At 38.9% G+C, this 18572-nt stretch carries 23 protein-coding genes and 2 pseudogenes; 13 read left to right on the top strand and 12 right to left on the bottom strand.

Annotated features, from left to right (window positions below):
- A pseudogene (locus DWZ93_RS15290) lies at positions 1 to 86 on the bottom strand (flavodoxin family protein); the annotation flags it as partial.
- Positions 87 to 110: 24 nt separating this feature from the next.
- Between DWZ93_RS15290 and DWZ93_RS11230 the strand changes: the two are divergent.
- From DWZ93_RS11230 to DWZ93_RS11265, 7 genes and pseudogenes are all read left to right on the top strand, one after another.
- Positions 111 to 719: an FtsX-like permease family protein gene (locus DWZ93_RS11230; protein ID WP_242998790.1), complete on the top strand. Its 609-nt coding sequence runs from the start codon at positions 111 to 113 to the stop codon at positions 717 to 719.
- A 20-nt stretch (positions 720 to 739) separates the two neighbouring features.
- Entirely contained in the window at positions 740 to 823 is an 84-nt protein-coding gene (locus tag DWZ93_RS11235) for a 23S rRNA methyltransferase attenuation leader peptide (protein WP_001814874.1), read from the top strand.
- 124 nt (positions 824 to 947) lie between these two features.
- Positions 948 to 1685, top strand: coding sequence for a 23S rRNA (adenine(2058)-N(6))-methyltransferase Erm(B) (erm(B), locus tag DWZ93_RS11240; protein WP_118453010.1), 738 nt, complete (start codon positions 948 to 950; stop codon positions 1683 to 1685).
- 145 nt (positions 1686 to 1830) lie between these two features.
- Positions 1831 to 2115, top strand: coding sequence for a topoisomerase C-terminal repeat-containing protein (locus DWZ93_RS11250; RefSeq protein WP_002326770.1), 285 nt, complete (start codon positions 1831 to 1833; stop codon positions 2113 to 2115).
- A gap of 122 nt (positions 2116 to 2237) precedes the next feature.
- Positions 2238 to 3825: pseudogene (locus DWZ93_RS11255) on the top strand (IS1182 family transposase).
- A gap of 222 nt (positions 3826 to 4047) precedes the next feature.
- Positions 4048 to 4467 carry an RNA polymerase sigma factor gene (locus DWZ93_RS11260; RefSeq protein WP_003061815.1) on the top strand — a complete coding sequence of 140 codons (420 nt, stop codon included), beginning with the start codon at positions 4048 to 4050 and terminating at the stop codon, positions 4465 to 4467.
- A 3-nt stretch (positions 4468 to 4470) separates the two neighbouring features.
- Entirely contained in the window at positions 4471 to 4617 is a 147-nt protein-coding gene (locus DWZ93_RS11265; RefSeq protein ID WP_442873182.1) for a helix-turn-helix domain-containing protein, read from the top strand.
- Between the two features lie 386 nt (positions 4618 to 5003).
- Here DWZ93_RS11265 and DWZ93_RS11275 read toward each other — a convergent pair whose 3' ends face one another.
- Positions 5004 to 5429: a GNAT family N-acetyltransferase gene (locus tag DWZ93_RS11275; protein ID WP_005423693.1), complete on the bottom strand. Its 426-nt coding sequence runs from the start codon at positions 5427 to 5429 to the stop codon at positions 5004 to 5006.
- Positions 5430 to 5810: 381 nt separating this feature from the next.
- On the opposite strand from DWZ93_RS11275, the gene DWZ93_RS11280 reads away from it, so the two are divergent.
- The 6 genes from DWZ93_RS11280 to DWZ93_RS11305 are packed head-to-tail and all read left to right on the top strand — an operon-like array spanning position 5811 to position 9536.
- On the top strand, positions 5811 to 6197 hold the full coding sequence (locus tag DWZ93_RS11280; protein WP_029471621.1) for a plasmid mobilization protein: 387 nt from the start codon (positions 5811 to 5813) through the stop codon (positions 6195 to 6197).
- On the top strand, positions 6175 to 7728 hold the full coding sequence (locus DWZ93_RS11285) for a relaxase/mobilization nuclease domain-containing protein (RefSeq protein WP_118453011.1): 1554 nt from the start codon (positions 6175 to 6177) through the stop codon (positions 7726 to 7728). Before DWZ93_RS11280 ends, DWZ93_RS11285 begins: the two co-directional genes overlap by 23 nt.
- 29 nt (positions 7729 to 7757) lie before the next feature.
- The gene (locus DWZ93_RS11290; protein ID WP_029471619.1) at positions 7758 to 8084 is read left to right on the top strand and encodes a hypothetical protein; all 327 of its coding nucleotides are present in this window, start codon (positions 7758 to 7760) and stop codon (positions 8082 to 8084) included.
- Positions 8071 to 8850 carry an FAD-dependent thymidylate synthase gene (locus DWZ93_RS11295; protein ID WP_029471618.1) on the top strand — a complete coding sequence of 260 codons (780 nt, stop codon included), beginning with the start codon at positions 8071 to 8073 and terminating at the stop codon, positions 8848 to 8850. Before DWZ93_RS11290 ends, DWZ93_RS11295 begins: the two co-directional genes overlap by 14 nt.
- 16 nt (positions 8851 to 8866) lie before the next feature.
- Positions 8867 to 9253: a dUTP diphosphatase gene (locus DWZ93_RS11300; RefSeq protein WP_255494011.1), complete on the top strand. Its 387-nt coding sequence runs from the start codon at positions 8867 to 8869 to the stop codon at positions 9251 to 9253.
- 4 nt (positions 9254 to 9257) lie between these two features.
- Positions 9258 to 9536, top strand: a complete 279-nt coding sequence (locus DWZ93_RS11305; protein WP_118453012.1) for a helix-turn-helix domain-containing protein — start codon at positions 9258 to 9260, stop codon at positions 9534 to 9536.
- 131 nt (positions 9537 to 9667) lie between these two features.
- On the opposite strand, the gene DWZ93_RS11310 is transcribed toward DWZ93_RS11305, so the two are convergent.
- The 10 genes from DWZ93_RS11310 to DWZ93_RS11355 all read right to left on the bottom strand — a co-directional run bounded on the left by DWZ93_RS11310 (position 9668) and on the right by DWZ93_RS11355 (position 18571).
- Complete coding sequence (locus tag DWZ93_RS11310) at positions 9668 to 10096, bottom strand: hypothetical protein (RefSeq protein ID WP_029471615.1); 429 nt, start codon at positions 10094 to 10096, stop codon at positions 9668 to 9670.
- Positions 10097 to 10211: 115 nt separating this feature from the next.
- Positions 10212 to 10526, bottom strand: coding sequence for a helix-turn-helix domain-containing protein (locus DWZ93_RS11315; RefSeq protein WP_029471614.1), 315 nt, complete (start codon positions 10524 to 10526; stop codon positions 10212 to 10214).
- Positions 10527 to 10750: 224 nt separating this feature from the next.
- The gene (locus tag DWZ93_RS11320) at positions 10751 to 11041 is read right to left on the bottom strand and encodes a hypothetical protein (protein ID WP_029471613.1); all 291 of its coding nucleotides are present in this window, start codon (positions 11039 to 11041) and stop codon (positions 10751 to 10753) included.
- A gap of 3 nt (positions 11042 to 11044) precedes the next feature.
- Positions 11045 to 11929: a DUF4316 domain-containing protein gene (locus DWZ93_RS11325; RefSeq protein ID WP_117788201.1), complete on the bottom strand. Its 885-nt coding sequence runs from the start codon at positions 11927 to 11929 to the stop codon at positions 11045 to 11047.
- A complete protein-coding gene (locus tag DWZ93_RS11330; protein ID WP_005423594.1) occupies positions 11919 to 12179 on the bottom strand; it encodes a transposon-transfer assisting family protein in 261 nt (86 codons plus the stop codon). The genes DWZ93_RS11325 and DWZ93_RS11330 overlap by 11 nt, the downstream gene beginning before the upstream one ends.
- The gene (locus tag DWZ93_RS11335) at positions 12176 to 14197 is read right to left on the bottom strand and encodes a YodL domain-containing protein (RefSeq protein WP_118453013.1); all 2022 of its coding nucleotides are present in this window, start codon (positions 14195 to 14197) and stop codon (positions 12176 to 12178) included. The genes DWZ93_RS11330 and DWZ93_RS11335 overlap by 4 nt, the downstream gene beginning before the upstream one ends.
- Before the next feature lie 82 nt (positions 14198 to 14279).
- The gene (locus tag DWZ93_RS11340; protein WP_118453014.1) at positions 14280 to 15329 is read right to left on the bottom strand and encodes a DUF5688 family protein; all 1050 of its coding nucleotides are present in this window, start codon (positions 15327 to 15329) and stop codon (positions 14280 to 14282) included.
- A gap of 28 nt (positions 15330 to 15357) precedes the next feature.
- Positions 15358 to 17469, bottom strand: coding sequence for a DNA topoisomerase 3 (locus DWZ93_RS11345; RefSeq protein ID WP_118358493.1), 2112 nt, complete (start codon positions 17467 to 17469; stop codon positions 15358 to 15360).
- 72 nt (positions 17470 to 17541) lie between these two features.
- A complete protein-coding gene (locus DWZ93_RS11350; RefSeq protein ID WP_003864570.1) occupies positions 17542 to 18288 on the bottom strand; it encodes a CD1107 family mobile element protein in 747 nt (248 codons plus the stop codon).
- The gene (locus tag DWZ93_RS11355) at positions 18263 to 18571 is read right to left on the bottom strand and encodes a DUF4315 family protein (protein ID WP_117788196.1); all 309 of its coding nucleotides are present in this window, start codon (positions 18569 to 18571) and stop codon (positions 18263 to 18265) included. The genes DWZ93_RS11350 and DWZ93_RS11355 overlap by 26 nt, the downstream gene beginning before the upstream one ends.
- Position 18572 lies beyond the last annotated feature (1 nt).

Below are 18572 nucleotides of genomic sequence, written 5' to 3' on the forward strand. Positions count from 1 at the left end.
TCTGCGGCAGCAATTTTATCAATTGTAGAATTTGTATCATCCTTATCGACGCATCCCTTAGAGCATTGACAGACACCACATCCCTTTTGATCAACTATACAACGAAATTTATGTTTGAAAAAAGAAGTAAAGAATTAGGAACATATATGCTTCTTGGCATTAAGAAAAAAGAAATTGCCCACTTAGTTGTAATTGAAAATATACTGTTGGGAATTTTAGCATTTGTATTAGCTATTCCTATTGGCTTTTTATTCAGCCAGTTTGTGTCGTTAGTAATTGTAAACTTACTGGGTATTCCAAAAACTCTCTTTATTTCTTTGAATTTCGTTTCTATTGGACTATTGATAATTTATTTTTTAACTATTTATGTTTTGGTTTTGCTTAATCTATTAAGAAGAATAAGTAAAATGACGATACGTGATTTTCTTTATTTTGACAAACAAAATGAAAAGAAAATGTTCCGTGACAGTAAAAAAAGAAATGTCATTTTTGTTTTAAGTATTATTCTTGGTGCGATTTCTCTTTTTCTCTGGAATTCACGTTGTACTATGGATAATTTTAATAAGCAAGAAACACTTACTTATTTGATGGTAAGCGTAATCATGTTGATTATCAGCATTTATGGTATATCTACAACTTGTGCAGATATGTTCTTGACTGTTATCTTAAAATTTTGTATAATAGGAATTGAAGTTAAATTAGATGCTAAAAATTTGTAATTAAGAAGGAGGGATTCGTCATGTTGGTATTCCAAATGCGTAATGTAGATAAAACATCTACTGTTTTGAAACAGACTAAAAACAGTGATTACGCAGATAAATAAATACGTTAGATTAATTCCTACCAGTGACTAATCTTATGACTTTTTAAACAGATAACTAAAATTACAAACAAATCGTTTAACTTCTGTATTTATTTACAGATGTAATCACTTCAGGAGTGATTACATGAACAAAAATATAAAATATTCTCAAAACTTTTTAACGAGTGAAAAAGTACTCAACCAAATAATAAAACAATTGAATTTAAAAGAAACCGATACCGTTTACGAAATTGGAACAGGTAAAGGGCATTTAACGACGAAACTGGCTAAAATAAGTAAACAGGTAACGTCTATTGAATTAGACAGTCATCTATTCAACTTATCGTCAGAAAAATTAAAACTGAATACTCGTGTCACTTTAATTCACCAAGATATTCTACAGTTTCAATTCCCTAACAAACAGAGGTATAAAATTGTTGGGAATATTCCTTACCATTTAAGCACACAAATTATTAAAAAAGTGGTTTTTGAAAGCCGTGCGTCTGACATCTATCTGATTGTTGAAGAAGGATTCTACAAGCGTACCTTGGATATTCACCGAACACTAGGGTTGCTCTTGCACACTCAAGTCTCGATTCAGCAATTGCTTAAGCTGCCAGCGGAATGCTTTCATCCTAAACCAAAAGTAAACAGTGTCTTAATAAAACTTACCCGCCATACCACAGATGTTCCAGATAAATATTGGAAGCTATATACGTACTTTGTTTCAAAATGGGTCAATCGAGAATATCGTCAACTGTTTACTAAAAATCAGTTTCATCAAGCAATGAAACACGCCAAAGTAAACAATTTAAGTACCATTACTTATGAGCAAGTATTGTCTATTTTTAATAGTTATCTATTAGTTAACGGGAGGAAATAATTCTATGAGTCGCTTTTTTAAATTTGGAAAGTTACACGTTACTAAAGGGAATGGAGATAAATTATTAGATATACTACTGACAGCTTCCAAGAAGCTAAAGAGGTCCCTAGCGCCTACGGGGAATTTGTATCGATAAGGGGTACAAATTCCCACTAAGCGCTCGGGACCCCTTGTAGGAAAATGTCCTAAGTGTGGCAACAATATTGTATTAAAAAAATCGTTTTATGGTTGTTCAAATTATCCTGAATGTAAGTTTACTTTAGCTGAACATTTTAGAAAGAAAAAACTAACCAAAACGAATGTAAAAGAATTACTGGAGGGAAAAGAAACCCTGGTAAAAGGAATCAAAAACAAAGAGAAAAAGCCCTACAATGCCGTTGTAAAAATTGGGGAAAAGGGATATATTGATTTTATCTCTTTTTCAAAATAAACATAAAAGCCCTTTAAAGAGGGCTTTTCAGACTGTAGACAAAGTCCCGGCATTGCCGGGATTTTCTATTGTATACACCGTTTTTCTGGTATAATGATCTTATCAGAAAGGCGGTGTTTTTTATGATGACAAAAAATGCAGATAAAAAACGTGAACAGATGATGATGTTTAGCATGGATGACATGGTGCCACAAAATCATATGCTTCGTTTGATAGATAAAGCAATCAACTGGAACTTTATTTATGATCTGGTAGAAGAAAAATACTGTCTGGATAATGGTCGTCCCAGTATGGATCCGGTCATGCTGATAAAGATACCTTTTATTCAGTATCTTTATGGAATAAAAAGTATGCGTCAGACCATAAAAGAGATTGAAGTAAACGTTGCTTACCGCTGGTTTCTTGGACTGGATATGCTGGATCCTGTTCCTCATTTTTCTACATTTGGAAAAAATTACACCCGCCGTTTCAAAGATACAGATCTTTTTGAGCAGATCTTTTCAAAGATTCTGGAAGACTGCATGAAATACAAACTTGTAAATACAGATCAGATTTTTGTTGATGCAACACATATAAAAGCCTGTGCAAACAGCAAAAAAATGCGCAAAAGAATTGCACGTGAACAGGCTCTCTGGTATGAGGAAGAGCTAAATAAAGAAATCGAAAAAGATCGTCTGGCGCATGGAAAAAGGCCACTAAAGAAAAAAGATGATAATCAGCCGCCAACATCAGGAGGTGCTGGAGGTGCTGGAACTGCCCCACTTTCGGAACCAGAAGAAATCCCAGAAGGTGTGAAAACACAAAAATGCAGTACCAGTGATCCGGAAAGCGGGTGGTTTCGAAAAGGTGAGCATAAACATGTTTTTGCGTATGCGGTAGAAACTGCCTGTGATAAGCATGGCTGGATTCTTGGTTACACAGTACATCCTGGAAATGAACATGACAGCCGCACTTTTAAAACTTTATACGATAAGTTGAATAAATTAAACCCGCAAATGATAGTTGCAGATGCAGGGTATAAAACACCGGCAATCGCTCATCGATTGCTGGAAGATGGGATTAAGCCGCTGTTCCCGTATAGCTGTCCCAAAACAAAAGATGGATTTTTGAAGAAACACGAATTCGCGTATGATGAGTACTATGATTGTTACATATGTCCAGCATCACAAATATTAACTTATAGCACGACAAACAGAAACGGATATAAAGAGTATAAAAGTTGTGGCGAAAAGTGTGCCGGATGTCAATATCTTTCACAATGTACTGAAAGCAAAGATCATGTAAAGCTGGTTACACGTCATGTGTGGGAAGAATATATGGAGGCAGCGGAGGACATCCGGCATACGATCGGGAACAGACAGATCTATCAATTAAGGAAAGAAACCATAGAGCGGATTTTTGGCACAGCCAAAGAACAGCATGGATTTCGTTATACACAATATACAGGTAAAGCACGGATGGAAATGAAAGCCGGGCTTACCTTCGCGTGCATGAATTTGAAGAAGCTGGCAAAAATACTGGAAAAACGAGGCTGGAATACAGCCGGATTTTTGGCTTTTTTAAGAAAAATAAAAAAGGAATTGATTATTAGCGAAAAATGGTGCTGGGCATAAGACCCAACACCAAGTTTGTCTACAGTCTGAAAAGCCCTTTAAAGAGGGCTTTTATATATTAATCACAAATCACTTATCACAAATCACAAGTGATTAATCACAAATCACTTGTGATTTGTGATTCTTAATGATACAATATTACTATGTTTTAGCTTTAAAGGCTCGTACAGACTATATGTTTTGTGCGGGCTTTTTTCATACCCGAAAAAATTTAAAAAATTTTTCAAAAGAGGTCATTAAATCACACCTAGCTGTCCTTATATGGTGCGGAAAGAGGGATAAACACTTTTCAAATCATAAAGGAAAGGAGGTGAGATTGATGAAACCGTCTGACTTCCAGAAAACAGTTCAATGTCGTTTTGAAAGTTGTTTAAAGAAAGTTGTCCGTAGTGTCGTGAAAGATTATTACAAGGAATTAAACCGTCGTAAGAATAAAGAAATATCTTTCAGCGAATTGCCAGATGTCCTTGTTGATAAAATGGCTGTTTGGGACGACTACGAAACAGATTATACAATCTTTTCAGTATGTGGCATTGATATTCGTGTCCTTGATGATGAATTGGCAGAAGCCTTGAAGAAACTTCCAGAAAGAAAACGCAATACTCTGTTGATGTATTACTTCTTGGAAATGACAGAAAGTGAAATTGCCAACTTGCAGAAAATCACGCAAAGCGGTGTATTTAGAAACCGACATCACGCTTTGGAAACTATGAAAAAAATACTCAAGGAGGAACATTAGAAAATGAAACAGTTATTTAAGAAACCGTCTTATTACTTGATTTCATCAGCTATGGACGGAAACGAAAAAGCGATTGAAAAATTACTGGCATTTTATGACCCTTACATATCAAAGTGCTGTTTGCGTTCACTTTATGATGAATACAACTAAAGGAATCAGACCCATCCAATCGGTAATCGTATAAATTGTCATATTAACATTTGTTAAACGATGAAACCAGCAATTGAATGTTGCAAATCCAATATTCGTTGCATTCTGCCCCAGTGGCTGCACGTCTACCATCTGGATCAAAGCTGTCCATATTGCAAACGCTATAATAAATATACCTCCTAAAAATAAAACTTGTTTTCCATTCTTTTTCATCATTATACGTCCTTTCTATATTGGTTTGTCTTTTCGACGATTTCACCTTATCAAAAAGCGTAAAATGACGTAAGAATCGCTCTTTCACATGTATGACACGATTCGTATCATCCCCACAAATGCGTGATTTTCTGTATATTTTCCGGAATACCTATTCCTACAAATTTCGATTTCTATTTTTGTTTCCATAGCATGGTGTATTCTTTTTCACCAGTAGCTTCATCCAAACCTTCACATTGAATAATGAACCCTTCTCTTTGGTAAAAAGAAATTGCTCTGGCATTCTTCTGATATACATTTAATTGTAATCTAACTTTTTTATCCTTAATATAATCCAATAAAAGCTTACCGATGCCGCACGACTGCATTTCATCAGAGACAAAAATACCTTCGATATATTCATCATTTAATCCTACAAATCCTTGAATCATTTTATCATCTTCATACACATAGACTTCGGATTGTAACATCATTTCTTTCACTAATTCATAATTACTTTTCCAGTATTGATTGGAAATAAAATAATGTGTTTTCAGATTTGTCTTTAACCATATGTCAGCAACTCTATCGATATCTCCGTTCAGTAATTTTCTAATCATAACAAATATTCTCCACAACTACATACTTTATGCTTTTCTCTTTTTTTCATTCTATCACAAGCTCACCATTAATCATTAATTTTTTGATATTTTTTCTTTTCCCCCACTGTAAAACAGTCTCTGAGCGTTTCGTTATATAGAGGGATAAAAATAAGAGCAAGATCCACCCGTGTTTAACAGTATTGCCACTTGGCATCCTGTTCTCCTATGGGTTTTATCTTGATGGGGATCTCCCCATACCCTCTTCATAACAGACGTTTCACTTGTCTGTTGGTTTCACCTAAAGGTGTTCACAGCACTATTTCTAATATCGGAAGGGACAGCCGATATTGAAATACGTGGACTCCCAGTGGGCGGAATAGTAGCAACGGAAGGAGGAGTATGAGAACAAAAAACAAAGATAAAGAACTAAATCACAGACATTTTGTTGCAGTACGACTGACAGATGTCGAACTCAATTTGCTGGATCAAGGAGCTACTTGTTTTTCAATCTCACGATCTGAATATCTGAGAAAACTTCTGCTTGAGAAGCAAATCAATCATCAGATTAAAGTTGTTGCAGACATGAACGATCTCAGAAAACTGGTCAGTGAATATGGAAAGATTGGATCGAATCTCAATCAGATTGCCAAGCATTTTAACAGTGGTGGCAGTCAGTCACGTGCTATAGAAAATGAGATTCATCAGTGCATCACGGACTTATTCCTATTAAGAAAAGAGGTACTGAAACTGGCAGGTGGTATGAATGGCAATCGTAAAACACATTAAAAGCAGAAATGCAAATTACTCGGCTGCTATCAATTATCTTCTGTTTGAACATGATGAAAAAACCGGGAAAAAGATTGTAGATGAATCCGGACGAAGCATCCTGCGAAAAGAGTTTTATATGGATGGACTGAACTGTGATCCGATGTCTTTTGACAAGGAATGCGAACTGACAAATGCTCATTTTCACAAAAATAAGAAACGTGAAGATATCAAAAGTCACCACTACATTATCAGCTACGATCCAGCCGATGTTACAGAAAATGGACTTACCGGCGAGAGAGCACAAGCAATCAGTTTGGAACTTGCAAAGCAGATGTTTCTTGGATATCAGGCACTGGTAGTTACTCACACCGATGGCCACAATGAATCCGGAAATATCCATACTCACATCGTCATCAACAGTGTGAGGAAGACTGCAGTGGAAAGGCAGCCTTATATGGATAAACCACATGAAGAAGTTGCCGGATACAAGCATCGTTCCACGGATAAATTCATGAACACTTTTAAGAAAACTGTCATGGATCGTTGCCTACAGGAAGGACTTCACCAGATAGATCTTCTTGCTCCGGCTGAAAGAAAAATCACTCAGAAAGAGTATATGGCACAGAAACACGGCCAGCAAACAATAGATGAGATCAATCGGAAAATTATCGAAGATGGTCTCAAACCAACATCCACCGTATTCCTTACGCAGAAAGAATATTTGCGACAAGCGATTGATGAATGTGCTGTCACTTCCAGTAATTTTGATGAATTCCAATCTAAACTTCTGGAACTATTTCAGATCTCTGTGATTGAGCATCGTGGCAGATACAGCTATCTTCATCCTGATCGACAGAAGCGGATTTCTGAACGTGCACTTGGAACACGATATGGAAAAGAACACCTGGAACAGACCTTCTTACGCAAGGATCCATTGGCCATTCTCTACGTCAGATCTCACCTGTGCCTGGTTGTAAATCTCCAGACAAATGTGAAAGCAATGCAGAGCCCGGCTTATGCTCATCGGGTAAAACTTTCTAATCTGCAGCAAATGGCAAATACCATTATCTATGTGCAGGAACATGGATTTGATACGCAGTCAGATTTGAAAAACACACTGCTTGCATCAAAGCAGGAATTGAAAGAAATGCAGACACAGTTTGCTCAGCATCGGTCCAATCTAAGGACTCTCAATGATCAGATCCGCTACACCGGACAGTACTATGCAAACAAGGAAGTTTATTCCCAATTTTCAAATGCAAAGTACAAAGGAAAGTACCGGAAAGAACATGCGAAAGAAATTCAGAAATATGAAGAAGCCAGAGATTGGCTGAGATCCTTTTATCAGGATGGAAAGATGACAAGCCTAAAAACCCTGACTTTACAAAAAGAAAAACTGCAACAGCAGATAGCTTCCGAAGAAGAAGCAATAAGCAGCTTGAAAGAAAAATTAAAAGATCTGGACACTGCCGATCAGAATGTTGATGCCATTCTTCAGATGCAGATTCCAGAACCAGTGAAATCAAAAACCAAAGATCTCGAACGATAACTATTACAAAACAAAGGAGGAACTATCACATGACACAAGAAGAATTTAATGTTGTATTTGAACTTCAGATGAGAAAGTGTGCCGATATTCTGGCACATAAAAAGAAAGAATATACCGGTGATAATATTGACCGCCTCAGTGCATTCAAGATTGCTGCCGCTTTACAGAACTGTGATCCAAAAGCAGCACTGGCCGGCATGATGTCGAAACATGTCGTATCCCTTTACGATATGTGTTATTCCACTCTGTTACATTTTGACATGGAACAGTGGGATGAAAAAATCACAGACTGCATCAATTATCTGATCCTTTTAAAAGCTCTGGTAAAGGAGGAACAGGCCTATGGATCACATTGAAACAGCTATCTTAAACTGCTATGGAATCCGGGAAGCAGAACAAAATATGGTCTTTGCTGCCAGGCTCACACAACACGGTCATACGATTCAGAGCATGGCAGATCTGATGGACCTTTACCATCAATCCTACAGTCAGAAGACCGTAGAAAACATTGCGGGGCTTCCACATCCAACCGTACAGAAATTCATGGTCATTACCGTGGCTGTTGTTGGTGCAAGCAGACGCTTCCTGGCACAGATCACAAGGCATCAGAACGAAGTAAAGTACATGAGTGCATCTCTGCAGTACAGCAATTATTCCGGTCATGCTGCATTTGCTATTCCATATGGGATCATGAAAGCAGATAAAGAAATCCAGGATATTTACAAAAAAAGCTGTCAGTCAGATCTGGACCACTATACAGAACTCTGTGCCTTAGGCATTGATCATGATTCAGCCGGATATGCCACACCTCAGGGACTTCGAAACGTACTGATCATCAGTGCAACGCCTTACCAGTGGAAGCATATGATCGGTCAGAGAACCTGCAGAAGAAATACGGATGAAACAAGGATTGTGATGCTACAGATCTGGCAGAGATTGTACAAATTAAGCCCGATTCTTTTTGCACCGGATCTGACCGGTCCATTCTGTCAGAGAGGAAGCTGTATGGAAAAACAGATGTCCTGCCAGAATCCTATTTCAAAACTTTGGATACCGTCAGATATCTTAAAAGCAGATTATCCATTGCTCATCAGAAGGGAGGTGAGCAGCCATAAAGATTAAACTGATTGACTTTGGTCTGAAAGCAGATCATTATCCCTTCCGGCCACATGAAAATGATGCCGGTGCTGATGTATTCATGCCTTATGATTGCGTATTAAAACCAGGTGAGGTTGCAAGAATTCCACTTGGATTTGGTCTCATCATCCCCGATGGATTTGCCGGATATGTCTTTCCACGAAGCAGCATGGCAGCAAAAGGACTGGTATGCGAACTTCCACCGATCGACTCCGGTTACCGTGGTGAGATCCATGCCATTATCAGCAACGTAAGCACATCTTCTCAGACCATTCATAAAGACACACGCGTCGGTCAGCTGGTGATTACACCAGTCGTGATCGCAGATTTTGTCCTGGACCTTGGTAATGAACGAGGAACCGGGGCTTTTGGAAGTACAGGAGAATAATACTATGATTACATTTGGAAGAAAATTAAAACACTTAAGACAGAAAAATCATCTCACCCAGAAAGAACTCGGCATGGCTGTTGGATTTCCAGAAAGCTGTGCTGATGTCCGGATTTCTCACTATGAAAGCGATGTCCGAACACCGAAAGAGGATCTTATGAAACTCTTCGCATCAAAACTCGGTGTTCCGGTTGAACTCTTTACCGTACCGGTACTCTCAGAACCCAGGGAGTATGAGGCAGCGGAGTATTGGAGGTATGAGTTAGGGGCAGAACTAGATTAAGTGTCATAATACTGAAATGAGGCAACGGCTTTTCCGCTGCCTCTCTCTTATCATTTTTTGGGGTAATAATTGAAAATATCCTGCGTTGAGCAATCCTCTTTTTCTGCGCTTTATCTGCATATCTATATATTTCATTTTATTTCTGTTCCATCGATAAAAAGAACATATTTATCTAGATTATGAACAATATCATAATCTTTTCCATATTCAATCGGTCTAAATTCTATCTGCATAATGGATTTTCCATTTTCGATATCTTCTTTCCAAGAATATACGGTCATATCAAGGCTGGTTGCATATCCATGATCTGTAGAAAATTTTATTGAATGAAATGAATTCTCTTTGTACATTTTTAAAAGCAGTCTTGCAAATGCTTCTTTATCAGAAATATTTTTTCTGTTAGCAACTACTGTAAGATTTTCATCTCTATTCATAGAAAAACTGCCAACTACATCTGGCTCACCTTCTTTATACTTTAATAAGCTTTTTCCAATTATCATTCCAACAATAATCGAAAAAACGATAGCAACAAATACAAGTGTTATATTATTTTTCTTCATTTTATTAAGTTCCTCAGAATTATATATAAGTCTTTAGAACTACTATATCATATTTTCACGTTAAACCAAATAAAAAAGAAGAGCAATAAGCCCTTCCATCTTCTTATTCATGTATTTATTCCACCAATGCCCTCACCGCATTGATAATTCTCTGTTGCTTTTCTTTAGGTAGTTTCTCTATCATTTCAGATAATTCATTCGTAACGCCAGTAACCGAATGTGTCACAACATCAATCAATAGTGTATCTGCTGAAACATCTAATGCATTTGCAATCGCAATAAAGGTATCAAGTTTTGTTACTTTCAGTCCTCTCTCTATAACACTTACATGAGTTGGACTTAAGCTTACCAGTGCTGCCAATTCTTCTTGTGTAAGATTCTTAGCTTCCCTTGCAGCTTTTATTCTCTGACCAACCGCCTTTAAATCCATTGTGACACCTCCTTTAGAACGATAATTCGGTCTAAAACTAGTATAACGATTGATCTTTAAAACATACAGAATCTACAGATTGTTAACTTGTTCTTTAGAACTATTTTAAATTAAAAAGGCCCAAAAGGGCACTTTCCCTTTTGAGCCTATACACTTTATCAACTAACGTATTTTGCTTTCATTTTTCCTCATGGTCATGAGGCTTTTTTCTCTTAAATCGCATTCTATGAATCCTTTGATTGTTCTTTCTGTTCTTCAATAATTCGTTCGGTTGCTTTATGAATCCTATCCTTGGAATAGGGTGGTCTTAAATTCAATGATAACCGTCCCTTTCTGATCATATACGTTTCACTGCCATCTTCCGAAGCTCCTTTCAACCAGCAATCATCCGGACACTTCTCAGCAAAGGATCTCAACCGTTTCTGCAAGCTCTGATTGAAGGTATACACATCATAGAATCCGTCATCTTCATTGGTCAGAATAATCGTTTCTTTTTCACACTTTAACCTTCGCATATTCTACCCCCGCTTTCTTTCCATTTCCTGATCCAGGTACTTTGGTATCGGCTTTCCGGACCGACGAGCAATAGCAATCTGTTTCTGATGCAGTCGTTTAATCACGGATCTTCGTTTCTTAGGTTTGCCATCCTGTTGATTTCTGGGAGTCTGTTTGTTGCTGCGGGCATTAGAGATCTTTTCTGGATTCTTCTTCTGATTATTTACCAGACCGTCCACCATATCATAATTGGCTTCGGTACCGGATTCTCTGCTTCGTTCATAAGTGCCGTTCTGGTAGAACTTCTGGTAATGTTCCAGACGGATTTTACCATCTTGTTTTAACTGTTCGACTGAATTTAGCGGTGCCTGCTGTTGAATGTAATTATGGATCTTTTGTTTTGTTTTTTCGTCGAATTTCTTACATTCTTCGACAACCATTTTTCCATAGGCATCCAGGATAACACCTTGAGCCTGATCCCGGTATACTTGATGCTCCATCAGATAAAACTGTTTCCCGTTGATGATGATGGTGTCTGTTGCAATCCAGTTCCCTTTTTTTCCGTCAATTTGATAATTCTCAGTCTCCATAGTGATCAGTGCGCCCGATGTATTGATACGAATGAATCCGGCCAGATACTGTGGATAGTTCTCATCTACATAGTAGCAGTTGATTTCTCCATCCCTGTTCAGTACAAGTACGTCACTGACTTCGCATTGCTTTTTCATTCGTTTCCAGATGTCAGCGACTTTTTCTTCTTCCTGCATTTCATGAATCGAGATTACTCGGTAATTTTCGACAGTAATCGACACATTCTGCTGTCTTGCCTCTTGATATGGCAGATGCCACAGTGCTTTTCCTGCTGTCTGCTGATCTACTCGGTAGACTGCAAATTGATTAAGCTTCATAGGCATCGTCCTCCAAGTTATTCAGATAATAATTCAGATCCAGAGAATAGTAGTATTTGTCTTCGATCTGCTGTAATTTTCCAACTGTAGAATTGATGATCTCAATCATTTCATCATTCTCAGGATCACTTTCTTCCTGTTCCAAAACTTCCAAAGCTTCTTTCAGTGTTTGGATTGTTTCTTCCTTTGTGTGCTGCTGGAAGATAGCAGTAATAGTCAGTTCGTTTTCTTCCAGGTTTACATTTCTCATAGGCTCATTTCCCCCCTTTTCTTTTTCGCTATTGGTTTCATCTGTATATTCAGCTCCTTCTCGTTTTTTTCTTCGCTTATATTTTTTTCGTTATCCACTTTCTTATTGGATTTCGGAGGATTTTCCACATTTGGATGTCTTTCTTCCAAGTACTTTTCCACACGACTGATTGCATTTTGCACATAAGAGTTTTCTCTAAATCCAGGAATCGAATTCAAAAATTCTTTCTGTATTTTTCCTTCAATCATCAGGCTCTGCATCCCTTCATAATCACTTCCGTCTTTCAAATCAAAGCCAACACATTTCAGTCCATGCATACGTTCTGATGGGATTTTCTCATAAGCTTCCAAGGCTTCCGGTAATGTCAGGTCATAATGTACTTCACCCATTACAGGAAATTCAGCACATTCAGCCGCATAAAAGCTGATACATGTAAGATCATTTTCATAATCCACATTTTCTATTTCCGGGACAATATCGAGTATTTTTTCTCTTTGTGCTGCAAACTCTGAAAGTTCTGCAAATCCAAATCGATCCACGTAATATGCCTGCATATCCCCACCACGGTTTGTAATGATAACATCACTGACCGACATAGAATGTGCTTTATAATCTGCCGGTGGATTATCGTTGAATACGGCATACAAATCATCCAGCTTTTCATTTTCATGTAATCTGCCAGAATAGACACACTTATAATTTGCTGCATCGATTGTAATGCCATCTTCTTTGACCATTGCCATATTCATAAATAAATGTTGTTTTCCCGGTGTGTCTTCATCCACATGATAAATCGCATAGCGGTCACCATTACCTCTGAACATTTCTTCCTCTAGGGTATAATCAAACTTAAATGGATACAAAGCCCGATCAACTCTTTCCGAAATATCCGTTCCTTCTGCAATCGTATCTTCCAGCCAATCTTTGATATCTTCCCATGATTCAAACTGCAAATACCCAGCAATTTCATGTGTCCCATCCGGTGCCAGTACAATATGTCCCGGTTTGCTTTCCCGATAATCATAGCGGTATCCGGCTGCTTCCAGTGCATCTACCAGAATGCCGTATTTTTCATGTAATTCTGTTTTTTGTTTTTCTTCAAGAATGATTTCCAGTTCTTCTGTAAGCTGATCGATCATTTCACCGGCTGTCTTGCGGATCACATCCATAGATGCTTTCATTTCCTTCATTTCCCGGCTGCTGCTCCAACCTGCAATATAAGGAAAACTGTAATCCGATGTATCCAAACCAAAGGAAGAACACACACAGTAAGCAACGGATTCTGCTTCAACCTCTTTTGTCAGACGGTCTTTTTCTACACCCAGGCTTTCCATGATTTCCTTGTCATGCAGTTTAGCATGGGCTGTTTCATGAATAGTAGTCTTTAAGGTCTGACTTTCACTGAGCCCTTTTTTGATCACGATTTCCTTGTCTGCATTGTGATAATATCCATTGGCATTGCCATCGATCTCATCGAATCGAATCGGCACTGGGGATATTTTCTGAATAGCCTGCATGAAAGAATCAAAATCCTGTACAGCTGCAGTCAGTAATTCCGGTGCTAGTGTCTGGATTGGTTCCCCGGATGTCTGAGCAATATCAAAGACGGTAACTGCTTTAAAATGTGGAACTGTAACTTCCACTTTTTCAGTCTTAGGTTTTCCATCAGTTCCCATGATTGGTCGCTGATTTTCATCCAGAACCTCTTTTTCCTTCATTTTCTTATATGGTGCCGGTGCAATGATTGTAATTCCTTTTTCCCCTTTCATGACCTGTCTACCCATGGACTGCCAGTTTTTGTAACTGGTAACAAGTGTGGCATCCGGTCGTTGCATGGCGATCAGCATTGTATTATTAAAGGAATAATTGTGAAACTTTGCCATGGTTTTAAGAAATTCCTGATAGCGGTTACTTGTAAAAAGTTCTTCCACACCGGATTCCAGTGACTGCATAATGCTGTCCATATCTTTTCCCTGGACCGGCAGTGGAATAGTAGTAGTTTTTTTTTGTTCTGTCATAATACTCCTTTCCAAAAACGCCCTACGACATTGTGCTTATGCCGCAGGGCTTTTTATTAGTTGATGAGATGATTATTTTTTATTAGAGTTCCATATCGTGCTTCTTTGTTTTCGGTTTCTGATCCGGCTGTTCTTTTCCAACTTTCTCTGTTTTTGCAACCTGCGCTTCTTTTTCTTTCTGACGTTCTGTGAACCTGTCTGCCTTTTCAAAGACGTGATCCTTTGTGTCAAAGTGATATACATCATTGGTAAGGCGTTCTGCTGGTGCTACCTGAGTGGCATTAACTTCTTTTACCATATCTCTTAACATTTCCGCATCCACTTGACCGTCATCCGGCAAGATCAGCATTTGATGGATGGATGATGGCAAAATGAAGAAATCATTTCCCAGAAGTTCCCCCATGTTATCCATGAATTCCGGATAAAAGATCACACCGGCTCCATCAATTCTTTCTGTATTCGTAACAACAAAGAATGTCGGCATCTCGCTTGACTCCTGCAATGTTTCTAGCAGCATTTCACGTTCATCTGGTGTCAGCATGAGAATATTTTTCTGATATATTTCATCTATCAGTACACCTATACTTGATACCTCTGGGACCATGACACGCGGTGAACTTTTCATAGCGTCTTCATGAATCTGCTCCTGTGTCACTCCATATTCCTTCATCATTTCATTTGTAATCAGCATGGAACTTAATCCATCCTGATTCTTGCCTACTGCCACATGATAGGTAATTGCAAGATCTTCCTTTAACTGGTGTGGCACAATTTCGAGGACTTCCTTATTTGCTTCGGCTGATGACACACGGATAAACAGCTTGTCCTTCACATCTTCATAGTTTAAAATAGCTTTCAGATCAACCTGTATCGGTGCCTCAATAACTATATCTGCAATCTTTCTGCATACAGTTTCCATTGTTACGCCAGGCTGTGCTTTATATGCTTCATACAGCCGGTTAAGATTGATCGTCGGGGTAAGCATCTCACCTTCTTTTCTCACCATCAGTCCCGTATAGGCACGGTTCAGTTTCTGACACTCCATCGTTGATACCTCTGCATTCTCATAATCCCTTGGTAAAAAGAGTTTGATATTGTCCTTTACTTCATTTACAAATTCATTAAAATTCATTCTTCGTTTCCTCCTCTAATCTGTTTTCTTATTTCTTTTTGCTTTTGTTTTTTGGTTTCTTTTTGGGAAAGGATAAAGAAAAATTCACCTTTCCGGTTTCATCTGTATCCATATGGAGATCTGCCTCAAAGTACATATTTTTCTTTCTGGAATACAGGTCTTTCACATGCACACTTCCGTTTTTTAGAAGTTCTGCAGCCATCTTTTTATCCATGGTTTTTTCCATGCTCTGCAGATAGCGGTTGTCTTTCCAGAGAGCAAAGTGACAATCATGGTTGCTGCAATAGAAGTTGGTTTTACTTTCATATACCAGGCTTCCACATACCGGACAGGTTCCAATGCTTTCTCTGGTCTGAAATCTTCTTGTTTCTTCTTCGGAAATCGCATCGCATCCATTCAGCATCATGGTCAGCATGTTTTTGATCCCAGTCATAAACTGTTCCGGTGCAATCTCTCCATGCTCCATCAAAAGCAACTGGTTTTCCCATTCTGCAGTCATACTTGCAGATTTCAGGAAGTCTGGCAGGATCTCCACAAGGACTTTTCCATCATCTGTTGGAAGGATCTGTTTTCCTTTTCGGGTGGCATATTGGGAATAGATCAGTTTCTCGATGATACCGGCTCTTGTTGCCGGAGTTCCTAATCCTTTCTTTTCCGTATCTTCATCGAATTCCTTATTTCCAGCTGTTTCCATTGCCGCAAGGAGAGTATCTTCGCTATATGGTTTTGGTGGGGACGTAAAATGTTCTGTCTTTTCTGCAGCTACAGCATAGAAAGTCTGTCCCTGGGTTACTTTCGGCATTCTCTCTTTCATTTCCTGATCCGGATCTACGATTGCCATGCGATCCTTATTTTTGAAGCAGTTTTCAAAGAGTTTCCATCCATCCTGCAGAACAATCTTTCCTTTTGCTTTGAAGATTTCTCCCTGGCATTCCACTTCAATCTCTGTTTCCTGGTAAATGTGATCCTTACTCATTGCCATGACCGTATGGACTGCAATTAGAAACAGTATCTTTTCTTCCCAGGATTTCAGTTCATCCAGATGACAGGATGCAAGCTCCATCGTTGGGATGATTGCATGGTGATCTGTCACTTTGCTGTTATTCATGACCTTCTTCACATCCGGCTGTTCCGGCTGATCAAACGGACCTGTCAGTTGATATTTCTCATAAATCTGACGAACCACATTTCTTGCGGTCTGTTCCATATCTTCGGTCAGATACTGGCTGTCCGTTCTTGGATAAGTGATCAGTTTCTTTTCATACAGGCTCTGGGCGGTATCCAGTGTCTGTTTGGCTGTCATTCCGTAGATACGGTTTGCTTCTCTCTGCAGTGTGGTCAGATCATAAAGCTTTGGTGCTTTTACTTTCTTTTCCGTTTCTTTTACTGCTGTGACAATAGCTTCACTTCCTTGGCATCTGCTTCTTAACTGTTCCGCCTCATCCGGATCAAAGATCTTTGGCTTTACAGCCGGAATTCCATCACAATCGAGTTCCACATTGAAATACTTTTCTTTCTGGAAATTGCTGATCTGTCCGGCACGTTCCACCAACATGGCAAGTGTCGGTGTCTGAACCCTTCCAACGGTCAGCTTTTTGAAGTACTTTGTGGTGTAAGCTCTGGTTGCATTCATTCCTACCAGCCAGTCAGCCTGAGAACGGCATACAGCAGCTTCGGCCAGATGTCGGTATTCCTCTGCGGATCTCAGATGCTGCATTCCATCAAGGATTGCTGAATCTTCCAGAGAACTGATCCATAATCGTTTCACCGGCTTTTTACTTCCGGATAAGTCATAGACATGTTTGAAGATTAATTCTCCTTCACGTCCGGCATCACAGGCATTTACGACGTATTCAATTTCCGGACTGTTGAGCAGTCTTTTTAAGATATAGAACTGATCTTTCTTATCTTCTGAGACTGTAACTTTCCAGTCTTTCGGGATGATCGGGAGATCTTCATATCTCCACTGGCTAAATTTCTCATCGTAGACATCCGGTGAAACATACTCGACCAGATGTCCGAAGCACCAGCTGACCATACAGTCGGTTCCTCTTAAATATCCGTCTTCTCGTTCCTGTGCTCCAATCACTTCTGCGATTGCTCTTGATACACTTGGTTTTTCTGCAATTACTAAATACATGATGTATTACCTCCTTCATATAACGAAACGGAGAGAGCATATTTTACAGCCCCCTCCACTAAAAAAGTTTATTTATTTTTCATTTTCTTCAAAATCTTCGTCTTCAGACTCTTCCTCATCCGAAATTTCTTCCAGTCCATCTGTTTCCAAACCTTCCGGCTGATCATCCTCATCTTCCTCTTTTTTAGGCTTATAGATCTTGAAGTAGTAGTAAGCTGCCACACCGCCGAGAGCCAAAATCAGGATTGTTGCCATTGCACCCATATTGGTTTTGGTAGATGCTGTTTTCTCCGGATCAACGGTAGCTTCCTTGTCTACATCCTCATTATTTGTTTCATCCAACACTACCTTTGATGTATCCGGCTGTGGTGTTACGACAGTAGAAGTGCTGTCTTTATCCAGAAATTCAGACAGATCATTCTCATCAATCTGGGATAACATATAGACATTCTGGGATGTGGCACTGCGGTCGATCACGATATAGAAAGTGTTATTATTCTTCGTTGTAACCGTAAGAAATTCCTTTGTGGAATCATCGGTAATGTCATCCTTGACTTCGCCATTTCCTGGTGTCGTAAAGGCAGTTCCCTTGTCTGTTCCATCTTCCGGCAGCACCTCACTTGTACTTGCCACCTCATCCTTTTTGTCATCTTTTTTCTCTTCTTTGTCTGTTGACTGCTCTGTCTGAGTTGTCTCTACTTTGGATGCCTCTGCTGATTCATCCACATAGGCAAATGCTGTGGTTGATGCTGTAAAAAGCATCATGACTCCCAACAACAGTCCTGCCATTTTCTTATTCATTTTCTTCCATTTCACCATTCTGATTTTCCTCCTTATTTTTTTCTGTGAATACAAAGGAGCCTGAACCTTCTTCGTCAGACTCCCTGCTTACCTGAAATTTAACTGTTCCACTCTGGATACCATCCAAAAGATCATATAACTGATCATTATCCATCTTCATACCACGGATGCACCTGATCATCTCATTGTCCTCTTCCTGCTTTAATGCAGCCTGGACACCCCTAAGATATTGCTGCAGATCCGCGATCTTTTTCTCTGTCTTGACAATCTCATCCAGATATTTTTTAATCTTTTTATTCAAA

The organism is Dorea sp. AF36-15AT, from assembly GCF_003477705.1.
In the GTDB taxonomy this organism is placed as follows: Bacteria; Bacillota; Clostridia; order Lachnospirales; family Lachnospiraceae; genus Claveliimonas; species Claveliimonas ammoniilytica.

Excerpts from the sequence above, each read along its gene's own strand:
- DWZ93_RS11230 (WP_242998790.1), top strand. The coding sequence starts at position 111 with ATGTTTGAAAAAAGAAGTAAAGAATTAGGAACATATATGCTTCTTGGC.
- DWZ93_RS11235 (WP_001814874.1), top strand. The coding sequence starts at position 740 with ATGTTGGTATTCCAAATGCGTAATGTAGATAAAACATCTACTGTTTTG.
- DWZ93_RS11260 (WP_003061815.1), top strand. The coding sequence starts at position 4,048 with ATGAAACCGTCTGACTTCCAGAAAACAGTTCAATGTCGTTTTGAAAGT.
- DWZ93_RS11265 (WP_442873182.1), top strand. The coding sequence starts at position 4,471 with ATGAAACAGTTATTTAAGAAACCGTCTTATTACTTGATTTCATCAGCT.
- DWZ93_RS11275 (WP_005423693.1), bottom strand. The coding sequence starts at position 5,429 with ATGATTAGAAAATTACTGAACGGAGATATCGATAGAGTTGCTGACATA.
- DWZ93_RS11280 (WP_029471621.1), top strand. The coding sequence starts at position 5,811 with ATGAGAACAAAAAACAAAGATAAAGAACTAAATCACAGACATTTTGTT.
- DWZ93_RS11285 (WP_118453011.1), top strand. The coding sequence starts at position 6,175 with ATGGCAATCGTAAAACACATTAAAAGCAGAAATGCAAATTACTCGGCT.
- DWZ93_RS11290 (WP_029471619.1), top strand. The coding sequence starts at position 7,758 with ATGACACAAGAAGAATTTAATGTTGTATTTGAACTTCAGATGAGAAAG.
- DWZ93_RS11295 (WP_029471618.1), top strand. The coding sequence starts at position 8,071 with ATGGATCACATTGAAACAGCTATCTTAAACTGCTATGGAATCCGGGAA.
- DWZ93_RS11305 (WP_118453012.1), top strand. The coding sequence starts at position 9,258 with ATGATTACATTTGGAAGAAAATTAAAACACTTAAGACAGAAAAATCAT.
- DWZ93_RS11310 (WP_029471615.1), bottom strand. The coding sequence starts at position 10,096 with ATGAAGAAAAATAATATAACACTTGTATTTGTTGCTATCGTTTTTTCG.
- DWZ93_RS11315 (WP_029471614.1), bottom strand. The coding sequence starts at position 10,526 with ATGGATTTAAAGGCGGTTGGTCAGAGAATAAAAGCTGCAAGGGAAGCT.
- DWZ93_RS11320 (WP_029471613.1), bottom strand. The coding sequence starts at position 11,041 with ATGCGAAGGTTAAAGTGTGAAAAAGAAACGATTATTCTGACCAATGAA.
- DWZ93_RS11325 (WP_117788201.1), bottom strand. The coding sequence starts at position 11,929 with ATGAAGCTTAATCAATTTGCAGTCTACCGAGTAGATCAGCAGACAGCA.
- DWZ93_RS11330 (WP_005423594.1), bottom strand. The coding sequence starts at position 12,179 with ATGAGAAATGTAAACCTGGAAGAAAACGAACTGACTATTACTGCTATC.
- DWZ93_RS11335 (WP_118453013.1), bottom strand. The coding sequence starts at position 14,197 with ATGACAGAACAAAAAAAAACTACTACTATTCCACTGCCGGTCCAGGGA.
- DWZ93_RS11340 (WP_118453014.1), bottom strand. The coding sequence starts at position 15,329 with ATGAATTTTAATGAATTTGTAAATGAAGTAAAGGACAATATCAAACTC.
- DWZ93_RS11345 (WP_118358493.1), bottom strand. The coding sequence starts at position 17,469 with ATGTATTTAGTAATTGCAGAAAAACCAAGTGTATCAAGAGCAATCGCA.
- DWZ93_RS11350 (WP_003864570.1), bottom strand. The coding sequence starts at position 18,288 with ATGGTGAAATGGAAGAAAATGAATAAGAAAATGGCAGGACTGTTGTTG.